Raw genomic sequence first — 13,219 nt, 5'->3', positions numbered from 1 at the left:
ACGATGGCGACCAGCACCTGGACATAGAGGTGGGTGTACCAGGGCCCCTGGCGAGGCGGCGCGGCGCCGGCGGGGGTCGTCTGCGGGATCATCGGGCGGCTCCTGGCTCTCGTTTCCTCGCGCGTCCTTTGAAGGTCGGGCGCTTGGTTCAAGAGTGCGGGATTTCCCCGCCGCCGTGAGTCGATTTCGAAATTCCGAACCAAACCCATGAATGTTCTAGGGAAATTTCATATTCCGCCTCGTCACGACCGTGTTCTCCGTGCCATAACTCACCCACGCAGAACCGCACTCGTGTGGAATATGACACAACCAGATCCAAGCGCCGCCAATACGCGACCCGCGCCCGAGCGCAGCGTCTCGCGCCAGGGGCTGGCCCTGTTCGCCGCCATAGCCGTGCTGATCGGCGCCGTCCTCGTCCTGGCCGTGGGAACGCTGGCGCACGACCGCGCCATGACCACCTTGCGGGCGCGCGCCAACGCCTCGGCCGCCCTGCACGCGGCGGTGCTGCGCAGCGAGCTCGACAAGCAGCGCGCTCTGCCCCTGGTGCTGGCCGACGACGCCGACCTGGAAACCGCTCTCGCCACCCGCGATCCGCGCCGGCTGGAAGCCCTGTCGCGCAAGCTGGAAACGCTGGGGGCCCAGACCCGCGCGGCGGTGATCTATGTGGTGGCCGCCGACGGCTTCACCGCCGCGGCCAGCAACTGGCGCCAGCCGACCAGCTTCCTCGGCTCCAACTACGGCTTCCGTCCCTATTTCGCAGAAGCCCTGCGCAGCGGCTACGCCGAGCAGTTCGCCCTGGGCACGGTCAGCCGCAAGCCCGGCCTCTATCTGGCCCGCCGCGTCGAGGGCCCAGACGGCCCGCTGGGCGTGGTCGTGGTCAAGCTGGAGTTCGACTCCGTCGAGGCCGCCTGGCGCGCCATCGGCGAGCCGGCCTTCGTCGTCGACCGTCAGGGCCTCGTCATGATCACCAGCGAGCCGCAATGGCGCTTCCGCACCCGGACGCCCCTGTCGCCGGCCGCCCGCCAGGCGTTGCGCAACCAGGGCCAGTTCGGCGAGGCGACCTTCGATCCCCTGCCCTTGCGGCCTCGGCGCGGCGACGGCGTGGCCCGCACCGACGTCGCGCCGGCCGACCGCCAGATCGAGACCCGCCTGCCCGACGTCGCCCCCGGCTGGACCCTGCATCTGCTCAGCCCCGCCGCCCCCGCCGATCAGGCCGCCGACGCCGCGCGCTGGATCACCGCCCTGGTCTGGACCCTGCTCAGCGCGGCCCTGCTGTGGCTGTGGGTGCGCCGTCGCCGCGTCCAGCTGGCCGCTCTGCGCGACCGCGAGACCCGCCTGGAGCTGGAACGACGCGTCGAGGCCCGCACCCATGAACTGACCCAGGCCAATCGCGCCCTCTCGCACGAGGTCGACGAGCGCCAGCACGCCGAGACCCGCCTGCGCTCGCTGCAGGCCGACCTGGTGCAGGCCAACAAGCTGGCCTCGTTGGGCCAGATCGCCGCCGGCGTCGCCCACGAGATCAACCAGCCGGTCGCGGCCATCCGCGCCAATGCCGACAATGGTCTGCTGCTGATCGCCCGCGGCCGCGCCGAGGCGGCCGGCGAGAATCTTGCCGCCATCGCCGCCATGACCGAGCGCATCGGCCGCATCACCGACGAGCTTCGCGCCTTCTCGCGCAAGGCCGACGGCCGGGTCGAGCCGACCCTGGTCAGCGAGGTCGTTGACGGCTCGGTGCTGCTGACCGCCAGCCGCTCGCGCCGGCAACAGGCCCGCCTGGTGCGCAAGGGCGAGATGCCGGGCCTGGCCGTGCTGGGCGAACGGGTCCGGCTCGAGCAGGTGCTGGTCAACCTGCTGCAGAACGCCTTCGAGGCGGTCGAGGACCGGGCAGACGGCGCCGTCACCCTGACCGTCAGCGAAACCGACGACGCCGTGCGGATCGCCGTCGCCGACAATGGTCCTGGCCTCGCGCCCGAGGTCGAACGCGCCCTCTTCACGCCGTTCCTGACCACCAAGCCCCGAGGCCTGGGCCTTGGCCTGGTGATCGCCCACGACATCGCCGCCGGCTTCGGCGGCGAACTGACGGCCGCCTCGACGCCGGGCGCCGGCGCGACCTTCACCCTGACCCTGCGCAAGGCCGTTCCATGAGTTCCCCCGCCGGCAAGATCCTGCTCGTCGACGACGACGACGCCCTGCGCGGCGCGGTGGCCCAGGGCCTGGAGCTGCGCGGCTTCGAAGTCCTGGCCTTCGACAACGCCCCCGCGGCGCTGAAGACCCTGACCCGCGACTTCGACGGCGCCGTGGTCACCGACGTGCGCATGCCGGGCATGGACGGCCTGGCGCTGTTCGAACGCGTGCGGGCCATCGACCCCGACATCCCCGTGCTGCTGATCACCGGCCACGGCGACGTGGCCATGGCCGTGGCGGCGCTGCAGGAGGGCGCCTACGACTTCGTATCCAAACCCTTTCCGATGGAGCGCCTGACCGCCGCCCTGGCGCGGGCCGTGGAGAAGCGGAGCCTGGTGCTCGACAACCGCCGGCTGGAGGTCGCCGCCCAGGCCGGCGGCGGCTCGCCGCTGCTGGGCGACACGCCGGTGATGCAGCGGCTGCGCGCCACCATCGCCCAACTGGCCGAGGCCGAGGTCGACGTGCTGGTCCAGGGCGAGACCGGGGCCGGCAAGGGTCTGGTCGCCCACGCCCTGCATCGCGGCGGGGCGCGGCGCAGCCGGCCGATGGTCACGGTCAACTGCGCAGCCCTGCCCGAGGCGGTGTTCGAGACCGAGCTGTTCGGCTCGGCCGGCGGCTCGGCCCGACCCAGCACCGGCCGCATCGAGCGCGCCGATCGCGGCGTGCTGTTCCTCGACGAGATCGAGGGCCTGTCGCCCTCGATGCAGGCCAAGCTTCTGCGGGTGGTCGAGGAGCGCGAGATCTGGCCGGTCGGCGCGGCCGAGCCCCGACACCTGGACCTGCGGATCATCGCCGCCAGCAAGGTCGACCTGGCGCAAGCCGTGCGCGACGGCGCCTTCCGCGCCGACCTCTACTACCGCCTGAACGTGGTCACCCTGGTGGTGCCGCCCCTGCGCGAGCGGCGCGAGGACGTGCCGGCGCTGTTCGGCCACTTCCTGGCCGAGGCCGCCGCGCGGCTGCGACGCCCCGCCCCGCGCCTGACGGCGACGATCCGCGACCACCTGCTGGGTCACGACTGGCCGGGCAACGTGCGGGAACTGGCGCACTACGCCGAGCGCGTGGCGCTTGGCCTGCCGTCGGCGCTCGTCGCCGAGGACGGCGCCGCGCAGGGTCAGGCCGAGAGCCTGGCCGACCGCACGGGCCGCTACGAGGCGATGGTCATCCGCGAGACCCTGGCGGCCTGCGGCGGCGACGCCCGCACGGCGATGGCGCTGCTGCAGACCCCGCGCAAGACCTTCTACGACAAGCTGCGCCGCCACGGCATCGAGATCGACCGCTACCGGCCGGGCAAGGCTTAGCCGGCCAGGAACTCGATGATCGCTCGGGCGAAGGCCGGCGCGGTCACGGCCGTGCGATGGTCGCCGCTCACCAGCAGCGATCGCGCGCCGGGGATCGCCGCGGCAAGACGCTCGGGATGCACGGCCAGCGGATCGTCGTCGCCGGCGACCACAAGCGTCGGGGCCGTGATGCGGTCCAGCGGGATCGGCTGGGCGTGGACGACACTGGCCTGGGCGGCCAGGGCCTTGCGGTCGGCGCCGATGGCGTCGGCGAACAGCCGGAACGGCACCGCGGCCGGGTGCTCGATCATCGAGACGTCCTCGACCAGCAGCGCCTGGACGATCGCGTCGCTGGGCACGTGGCGGGTGTCGACCCCGCCGGTCGCCACCACGCCCTCGCCCACTCCGCCGGTCACGAGGCGGCGCACGCGTGGCTCCCGGCTGGCGCAGATCAGGCTGACGATCGCGCCCATGGAATAGCCGGCCAGGTCGATGGCCGGAACGCCCAGGTGGTCGATCAGCTCGGAGACGTCGCGCGCCATCCGCGCCTCGCCGTAGAAGGCCGGATCGTGAGGCTTGTCCGAGGCGCCATGGCCCCGGGCGTCGATGGCGATCACCCGACGGCCGGCCGCGACGAGGGCGTCGACGATGCCCGGCGCCTTCCAGTTGATGAGGCCGCTGGCCGAAAAGCCGTGGTGCAGCAAGACCGGCGGCGCGGCCGCGTCGTCACCCCATTGATGGCAGGCGATCGAGAGACCGTCGGAGGTGGTGAAGCGGAACATGGCGGCCCCATCGCAATTCAAACGAACGTTTCAATCGATACCAAAGGCCGCCAAGGCCCGCAACGCCGAGCCGGCGCCGGACCCCGAAGGGCCCGGCGCCATCACCTTAGAACGCCAGGCGCAGACCCATGTTGGCCCGCACGCTGTAGGCGTCGCCGAGGCTGTTCAGGCCGCTGGCGGCCGAGGCCTCGCCGAAGAGACTGAGGCCCTGGCGCCAGCGATAGCTACCGCCAACGGCGAGTTCGCCCCACAGGCGACCGTCGCCGCGCGCCAGCTGCGCGCCCGAGACCATGACGCTGGGGCCGCCCAGCCATTCGTAGGCGACGCCCACCTGGCCGTAGAGGCGTCCAGCGCCCTTCTGCCCTTCAGTCTCATGCGCCAGGGCCGCGGCCACCCGCGAACGCAGGCTCTCGCCGCGATCGCCCCAGACCTGCGCGCCCGCCCTGTCCTCGAAGGAGTCGAAGCGGATCCGCGAATAGACGGTCTGGAACTGCGGGGTCAGCTGCAGGCCCTCGGCCAGGGCCTTGGGCTTGCCGACCTCGACGCCGAGCGAAACGCCCGAACCGTCCAGCCCCTTGGCCAGGTCGCCCAGCAGGTTGGAGCGCAGGTCGCTGTCGTACCAGCTGTTCTGGGCCTGCAGGTCGACATAGGCGCCGCCCTGTCCGTACCAGGTGGCGGACGCGCCGAGGCCGTAGGCGTTGGTCTCGATCCCGCCGTCGCCGAACACCGAGCGGACCTTGGTGTCGGCCTCGCCGTAGCGCCAGCTGGCGCCCAGCACCAGGGTCCCGCCCCAGGTCTGGTCGGGCAGCGCCCGGTCGTAGCCCATCTGCACCGCCCAGCGGTCGGTCTTCAGGTCGGCGCCGGTGTTCGAGCGTGGCGCGTCCTTGGAACGGCTCTGCTCGCCCTCGATCCGGCCCCAGGCCCCGCCGAGTTCGGTCGCGCCCTGCCCCCACACGCGGTCGCCCGTGCGCTGGCGCAGCGTGCCGACACCGTTGAGGCCGGGCAGGCTGGCGGCATAGGCCTCGTAGACCGATGCGCCAGGCTGGTAGAGCGGGCCTTGCGGCTCCTCCGGCTGGGTCGGGGTCTCCGGCTCGCCGGGATCGACCAGCGACGAGCGCAGGTACCAGTCACCGTCGGCCGGCGAGGCCACGCCGTTCTTGTAGAGGCGGTAGGCGTAGGCCCCGGCGATGATCGCCTGGTCGCCCTGGAAGACGTAGTCGCCGCGCAGCGTGAACTGGCCGTTGGAGGCGCCCGCCACGTCGACGATCTTGATCCCCTCCTGCGTCTGGTCGCCCAGGCCGCCGCGGTTGACGACGCTGATCTGCGCCGCACCCGAGGTCGCACCTGCCACGACCAGGCTATCGGCCTGCGCGCCGTCGCCGCCGAGCACGGCCTGAATCTCGATCAGGCCGCCGTCGGCCGCGAAATCACCGGCCACGTTCAGCACACCGAAGCCCTCGCCGCCCGGCGCGACGACGCCGCCCGACCGCAGGACCAGCCCGCCGACCCGACCGACGCCTTCCAGGCGGCCGCCGCTCATCACGTCGGTCACCCCGCCCAGAACGCTGTCGACACGCAGCACGCCGGCCGTGACCGAAGCGCGGCCGCCAAAGGCCGAGCCGTCGCCGGCGACGACCAGGGTCCCCGTCCCGCTCTTGACGAAACCGCCGGCGCCCGAGATCGCGCCCTTCAGCGAGAGCGTGATCTGGGCCGCCACCTTGAAGCCGCCCGCGCCGGCGAAGGTCGCCGCGCGCGCCGTCTCCATCGTCGCCGTGGTCAGCAAGGTTCCGCCGTCGAACGACAGCCCGCCGCCGGCCGCGCCCAGGTTGGCGTCGGAGGCGACCTGCAGCACGCCGCCATTGATCGCCGTGCCGCCCTCGTAGGTGTTGGCCCCGGTCAGGACCAGCGTTCCAAGGTCTGTCTTGGCCAGGCCCGCCGCCCCGACGATGTCGGACGCGATGGTGGCGGTCATCCCCGCCCCGGCCGCCGTGCCGTCGCCGACGCGGATGGCCGCCTGCGAGCCCAGCAGCGTCAGGTCGCCGCCCTCCAGGCGATAGCCGTTGGCGGCGAACTGCAGGCCCATGGCCGTGACCGGAGCGGCGGTGTCGTCGATGCGCACGGTTCCCGCCGTCCCGCCGAAGATCGCCATCGCCCCGTCGGCATAGGTCGCGTTGATCGCGCCGCCGGCGTCGGTCCAGAGCTCGGCCCCGCCGGTGCGCCAGACGCCCGCGCCGCCGGCGATCGCGCCGTCGAAGCCGGCGCCCGCGCCGTCCCAGTAGTTCAGGGTCAGGCCGCCGGTGTTGACCAGGTTCACCTGGCCGGCGACCGAGGTCTGGACGTAGCTGGGATCGCCGGCCGGCGTGGCGCCGATGCGCAGGCCGTTGTCGGTCAGCGCCCCGGCATAGCTGATCAGGCGGTAGACGCCGGCCCCGAAGGTTCCGCCGGCCGTCTGCGAGACGTTCAGCACGCCGTCCAGGGTGAGGTCGCCCTTGACCACCAGCAGGTCGTTGAGGCCGCCGCCGGCGACGCCGGCCTGGCCCAGTTGGAAGTCCAGGATCGAGCCATTGGCCAGCGTCAGGCCGCCGTTGATCGTCAGCGTCCCGGCCCCGCCGGCGAAACCGCCCGGCGCCAGGGTCGCGCCGTCGGCCACGCTGACCGCGCCGCCGATGACGCCCGATCCACCCAGCAAGCCGCCGTTGACGCGCGTCAGGCCGCTGGCCGCCGACTGGTCGCCGTTGATGTAGAGGCCGCCGGCGTTGAGCGTGGTTGCGCCCGAGTAGCTGTTGGCCCCGGTCAGGACCAGGATCCCCAGGTCGGTCTTGACCACCTCGCTGGTCCCGCCGATGGCCGAGGCGATGGTGACGGTCATGCCCGCGCCCGCTGCCGTGCCGTCGCCGACCCGGATGCTGGCCTGTGAGCCGGTCAGGGTCAGGGCGTCGCCCTCGATGCGATAGCCGTCGGTCATGAACTGCAGACCCGAGGCGGTCACCGCCCCCTGCCCGCCGTCGATGCTCACCACGCCCGCCGCGCCGGCGAACACCGCGAAAGCGCCGCTCGCATAGCCCGCGTTGATCGCGCCCGCGTCGCCGGTCCAGCTCAGGCCGCCCGCCGCCCGCCAGGTCCCGTCGCCGCCGTTGACCAGGCCGTCGAAGCCCGGACCGGCCGCGCCGTCCCAGTAGTTCAGCGTCAGGCCGGCGGTGTTCACCAGGTTCACCTGGCCGGCGAAGCCCGTGTGGATATAGGCGTCCGCGCCGGCTGGCATGGCGCCCAGCGCCAGGCCGCTGTCGGTCAGGACGCCGCCGTAGCTGATCAGGCGATAGACGCCCGCGTCGAACGCGCCGCCGGTCGGAACCGAGACGTTCAGCGTCCCATCCAGCGCCAGGTCGCCGCCGACCACGATCAGGTCGTTCAGCGCCCCCCCGGCCACGCCGGCCGCGCCGAGCTCGAAGTTCAGCACCGACCCCTGCGCCAGGGCCAGGTCGCCGTTGATGGTCAGCGTGCCGGGGCTGTTGCCCGGACCGATCGCGCCGCCCGCGGCCACCGCCACGTCACCACCGATCACGCCCGAGCCGCCCAGGGCCGCGCCGCTGGCGATCAAGGTCAGGCCCGTGGCGGCCGACTGGTCGCCATTGACCACCAGCAGGCCCGCGTTCACCCGCGTCTCGCCCAGATAGCTGTTGGCCCCGGTCAGGACCGTGGCGCCCAAGCCTTGCTGCACGAAGTCGCCCGAGCCGGAGATCATCCCGGCCAGGGTCAGTCGGTCCGAGCGGTCGATCGCCAGCATGCCATCGTTGACGATGGCGCCGGTCACCGAGCCAGAGGTCCCGCCGTTTCCCAACTGCAGCGCGCCCGACCGGATCGTCGTGCCGCCGCCATGGGTGTTGGCCGCCGTCAGGATGGTCGTGCCCGAGCCGACGATCTCGACCGCGCCCGAGCCGGAGATCTGCCCGGCGAAGGTCGCGACGTCGGATCGGTCGAAGGCCAGCAGGCCGTCATTGACCACCGCGCCCTGGATCGAGCCCGTCGTCCCGCCATTGCCGACCTGCAAGGCGCCGCCGGAGATGATCGTGCCGCCGGCATGGGTCGCGTCGCCGGCGATGACCAGCCGGCCCGCGCCGTCCTTGGTCAGCGCGCCGACGCCGCCGACGTCGCCGTTGAGCGTCAGGGTCGCGCCCGAGGCGGTTTCGATGTGCGCGTCGGCATCCAGCGTGACGGTGCGTCCGCTGGCGAAGCTGGCGGTCGTGCGCAGCGCGCCGCCGTCCAGCCGCAGGCCGCCCGCTGCGTCGCCCAGATTGGCGTCGGCCGACACCTGCAGGACGCCGCCCGCGACCGTCGTGCCGCCGGCGTAGCTGTTGGCGCCGCCAAGGATCAGCGTGCCGAGGTCGGCCTTCACCACCCTACCGGCGCCGGTCAGGGCCGAGGCGATCGTCGCGGTCATGCCGGCGCCCGCCGCCGTGCCGTCACCGACGCGGATCTCGGCCTGAGCGCCTTCCAGCGCCAGGGCGTCGCCTTCGATGCGGTAGCCGCTGGTCAGGAACTGCAAGCCTGCCGCGCTGATCGCGCCCTGGCTGGCGTCGATGCTGACCGTGCCGGCGTTGCCGCCGAACACCGCATAGGCCGCCTGGTCATAGAAGGCGTTGAGATCGCCCGACGCCTCGGTCCAGCTGTTGGAGCCGCCGTTGAAGCGCCAGACGCCGCTGCCGCCGCTGATGGTCCCGTCGAAGGCCGTCCCCGTGTCGCCATCCCAGAAGTTCAGGATCAGGCCGCCGGTGTTGACCAGGTTCACCTGGCCGGCGAAGCCGGTCAGGACGTAGGTCTTGGAACCGCCGGGCATGGCGCCGATGGTCAGGCCGTCGTCGGTCAGGGCGCCGGCATAGTCGAACAGGCGATAGACGCCGGTTCCGAACGCGCCGCCCCCGGCCGTCGAGACGTTCAGCACGCCGTCCAGCTTCAGGTCGCCGCCCACGGTCACCAGGTCGTTCAGCGCGCCGCCGGCCAGGCCGGCCTGGCCCAGCTGGAAATCGAGGATCGAACCCGACGACAGCGAAAGGTCGCCGGCGATCGCCAGGGTCCCGGCCGCCCCCGCCGCGCCGCCGGCCGCCAGGATCGCGCCGTCGGCCAGGGTCACCGAGCCGCCGATGACGCCCGAGCCGCCCAGGGTCGCACCGCCGGCCACCGAGGTCAGGCCGGTGACAGCGGAATGGTCGCCATTGACCAGCAGGGTCCCGGCCATGACGTCGGTCGCGCCCGCATAGCTGTTGGCTCCGGTCAGCACGGTGACGCCCGGCCCGGCCTGGACGACGCCGCCCGAGCCGGAGATCCGGCCCTCCAGAGTCAGAAGGCCCGCGCGGTTGGCCACCAGCTGGCCGTCGTTGACGATGTCGCCCGAGAGGCCGCCCGTCAGGCCGCCGGCGCCGATCTGCAAGGACCCGTTCGTGATCCGGGTCCCGCCGGCGTGGGCGGCGTCGCCGGCGAGCACCAGGGTCCCGGCGCCGCTCTTGACCAGCGCGCCCGCGCCGCCGATCGCGCCGTCCAGGGTCGCGGTAGTAGCGGCCATGGCGAGAACCGAGGCGTCCTTCAACAGCGAGACGTCGTGGCCCAGCGTCAGGTCGGCGGTCGTGGTCAGGCTGCCGCCGTCGAAGACCAGCCCGCCCGAGGCCGCGCCCAGCGAAGCGCCGGAGTTGATCCGCATCTCGCCGCCGCGCAGCGTCGTGCCGCCGGTGTAGTTGCTGGCGCCCGACAGCACGAGCACGCCCAGGTCGCTCTTGACCAGCCGCGCCGCGCCCGTCAGCCCGGCCTCGATGGTCGCGGTCAGGCCTGCGCCGGCCGCCGTACCGTCGCCGACACGGACGAAGGCCTCCGAGCCCGTCAGGGTCAGCGTGTCGCCGCCGAGGACGTAGCCGTCGCTGACGAACTGCATGCCGGCGGTCTCGACCGCCCCCAGGCTGGCGTCGACAGTCACCCGGCCGCCGGTCGCGCCGAACACCGCGAAGGCGCCGTCCTCATAGGTCCCGTTGGGCACGTTGCCCTCGTCGACCCAGTTGTCGTTGCCGGTCGAGCGCTGCCAGAGGCCCACGCCCCCGTCGACCCAGCCGTTGTTGCGCGCGCCCGTCGCGCCGTCCCAGAAGCGGAACGACAGCCCGGCGCTGTTGACCAGGTTCACCTGCCCGGCCAGCGAGGTCTGGACGAAGAACTCCGGCGTCGGGATGGTCCCGATGTCGAGGCCGTTGTCGGCCAGCGCCCCGGTGTAGCTGATGATCCGGTAGAGGCCGGGATCGAAGCCGCCGCCCGGCGCGACGGCGACGTTCAGCGTGCCGTCGAGGGTCAGGTTGCCGGTGACCGCCAGGAGGTCGTTGAACGTCCCGCCCGGCAGGTTGGCCTGGCCCAGCTCGTAGCTCAGGAACGAGCCGTTCTGGAGCAGCAGGCCGGCGTTGATGGTCAGCGTGCCCGCGCCGTCGCCTGGGGCCAGCGTGCCGCCGGCCTGTACGATCACCTGGCCGCCGATCACGCCGTCGCCGGCCAGGGTCGCGCCCGAGCGGACGGCGGTCAGGGCCGCGCCCAGCCCGGTGCGTCCGGCGTTCACCACCAGCATTCCGGCCTCGACGAAGGTCGAGCCGCGATAGCTGTTGGTCCCGGTCAGCACCGTGCGGCCCGAGCCGTACTTGTAGAAGGCGCCCATGCCCGAGATGTCGCCCGACAGCACCTGCTCGCCGTCGTGCGACGACCACAGGGCGCCGCTGTTGACGATGTCGCCGGAGAAGTCGCTGACCAGCGCGCCGCTGCCCAGTTGCAGGACGCCGGCGCTGATCGTCGTCAGGCCGGTATAGCCGAGGTCACCGGTCAGGATCGTGCGGCCGGCGCCCTGCTTCAGGAACGCGCCCGTCCCCGAGATTTCGCCGGCCAAGGTCAGGTCGCCGCTGTGGTTGGTCGCCAGGACGCCGTCGTTGACGATGGCGCCCGAAAGGCTGCCCACGACGCCGCCGGCGCCCAGTTGCAGCGTGCCAGCATCAACTCGGATCGCACCGGAGAAGGTGTTGACGCCCGTCAGGATCGTGCGGCCGCCGCCCAGCTTCTGGAAGCCGCCAGCGCCCGAGATAATCCCCGCCAGCGTCAGGTCGCCGGTGTGGTTGGCGGCCAGCACGCCGTTGTTGGCCACGTCGCCGACCAGGCCCACGGCCGCGCCGCCGTCGCCCAGTTGCAGGATCCCCGCGTCGATCGTCGTGCCGCCGGCATAGGTCAGCGCGCCCGTCAGGATCGTCCGCCCCGCGCCGAACTTGCCGAACACGCCCGTACCGGAGATGTCGCCGCTCAGCAGCAGGTCGCCGGTGTGGTCCGTGGCCAGAGCGGCGTCGTTGACGATGTCGCCGGAGAAGCCGCCCGCCGCGCCGCCGGCCCCGATCTGCAACACGCCGTCGCTGATCGTGGTCAGGCCGGCATAGTTGCTGGTCCCGGTCAGGATCGCGCGGCCCGAGCCGTCCTTCGCCAGGTCGCCGGCGCCGGAGATGTCGCCCGACAGCGTGATGTCGCCGGCGTTCGACACCCGCATCAGGCCGTTGTTGACGACGTCGGCGCCCAGGTCGCCCGCCGTCGCGCCGCCGCCGATCCGCAGCACGCCCGTCTGGTTGGTGATAACGCCGGTGAAGGCGCCGTTGTCGCCGGTCAGGACCAGCGTGCCCAGGCCTTCCTTGGTCAGGCCGCCGCTCCCGGTGATGTCGCCGTCCAGGGTGATGGTGTCGGTGGCCGTGGCGACGATCAGCCGGCCCGCGCCGGCGACGACGATGTCGCGAGCAATGGCGAACGTGCCCGTCGTGTCGAGCCCGCCGCCGGCGAAGGTCAGCGTTCCTCCCGCGTCACCCAGGGCCGCGTCGGCGGCAATGCTCAGCAGGCCCTCGCGCAGGGTCCAGGGCGTGACGCCGGTGTTGGTCCCGGTCAGGGTCCAGGTCGAGGCGCCGGCCTTTTCGAAGCCGCCGAAGCCCCGGTACTGAACGGCCGCGCCGATCTGCGTGACGTCGAACGATGCGTCGGTCGCCCCAGCCAGGATCAGGCGGTCGGCGGCGCTGTAGGCCTGGACGTTGCCGGTGATCACCGAACTCGACCAGATTTCCAGCGAGTTCACGCCGCCGGTGAAGGTGACCGCGTTGGCGCGGAAGCCCCCCGTCCGCGTGCCGCCGGTGATCGTACCGGCGTTGACCAGCGTGACGTCTCGCCCCTCGACGCCGGAACCCGGCATGCCGAGATAGCTCGGCCAGCCCGTTCCGCCCGCACCGCCGGTCAGGGTCCCGCCGGCCAGGTTGGTGACAGCGCCGCCGTTCAGCAGCAGCACACCGGCGCCGCCGTCGCCGCTGAAGTTCCCGGTGCTCGCCGTGCCGCCCCGGGAGCCCCGGACCTCGCCGGCGTTGACCACCGCGGCCGGCGCGGTCAGCACGATGGCCGCCCCGCCGCCGCCGCCGCCGCCGGCGTTGCTGGCGCCGCCCGCCCCACCGAGGATCGAGCCGCCGGACAGGATGGTCACATTGCTGTTGGTGAACAGGCCCACGCCGCCGCCGCCGCCGCCGCGACCGGTGACGAGGCCCAGCGTAGCGCCGCCGCCGGCGCCGCCCTGGATCAGGCCGCCCGCGCCGACGGTCACGTCCGCCGTCGCGCTGACGCCCACGCCGCCGCCGCCGTGTCCGGAGCCGGAAACATAGTCAGCCTGGCCCAACGTCCCGACCGGGTCGGACCCGAGCCCGCCGGTCCCGCCGGTGATGGTGGTCGTGATGGTCTGGGCCACGCCGATCGCCGCGCCCATGGTCCCGGTCGCGCCATAGGCCGCGCCCATGGCTCCATTGACCCCAGCGCCCTCCGAGCCGCCATGGGCGCCGAAGCCGGTCTGCAGGTTCACGCCGCCGCCGCCGCCGCCCGAGCCCGCGCCGGTGGTCCCGGCCGAGCCGTCCTTGCCGGCCGCGCTGGCCGCGTCGCCGTCGACGCCGCCGGCCC

At 72.9% G+C, this 13,219-nt stretch carries 4 protein-coding genes; 2 read left to right on the top strand and 2 right to left on the bottom strand.

The annotated features are described in order from the left end of the window. Nucleotides 1-300: 300 nt before the first annotated feature. Entirely contained in the window at nt 301-2,145 is a 1,845-nt protein-coding gene (locus ACODR1_RS24415) for a sensor histidine kinase (protein ID WP_488882758.1), read from the top strand. Then, a complete protein-coding gene (locus ACODR1_RS24410) occupies nt 2,142-3,482 on the top strand; it encodes a sigma-54-dependent transcriptional regulator (RefSeq protein ID WP_488882757.1) in 1,341 nt (446 codons plus the stop codon). The genes ACODR1_RS24415 and ACODR1_RS24410 overlap by 4 nt, the downstream gene beginning before the upstream one ends. Here ACODR1_RS24410 and ACODR1_RS24405 read toward each other — a convergent pair. Both ACODR1_RS24405 and ACODR1_RS24400 read right to left on the bottom strand, forming a co-directional pair. After that, nucleotides 3,479-4,243, bottom strand: coding sequence for an alpha/beta fold hydrolase (locus ACODR1_RS24405; protein ID WP_488882756.1), 765 nt, complete (start codon nt 4,241-4,243; stop codon nt 3,479-3,481). The two genes, ACODR1_RS24410 and ACODR1_RS24405, sit on opposite strands and share 4 nt — an antisense overlap. 106 nt (nt 4,244-4,349) lie before the next feature. After that, a partial coding sequence (locus ACODR1_RS24400; protein WP_488882755.1) for an autotransporter-associated beta strand repeat-containing protein occupies nt 4,350-13,219 on the bottom strand: 8,870 nt, incomplete at its 5' end.

This window comes from Caulobacter sp. FG7, assembly GCF_057808875.1.
Note: the sequence above shows the minus strand (reverse complement) of the source record. Positions and strands in the feature narration are given on the sequence as shown.

Bases quoted from the DNA above. Each gene is read 5' to 3' on its own strand.
- ACODR1_RS24415 (WP_488882758.1), top strand. From the start codon at position 301: ATGACACAACCAGATCCAAGCGCCGCCAATACGCGACCCGCGCCCGAG.
- ACODR1_RS24410 (WP_488882757.1), top strand. From the start codon at position 2,142: ATGAGTTCCCCCGCCGGCAAGATCCTGCTCGTCGACGACGACGACGCC.
- ACODR1_RS24405 (WP_488882756.1), bottom strand. From the start codon at position 4,243: ATGTTCCGCTTCACCACCTCCGACGGTCTCTCGATCGCCTGCCATCAA.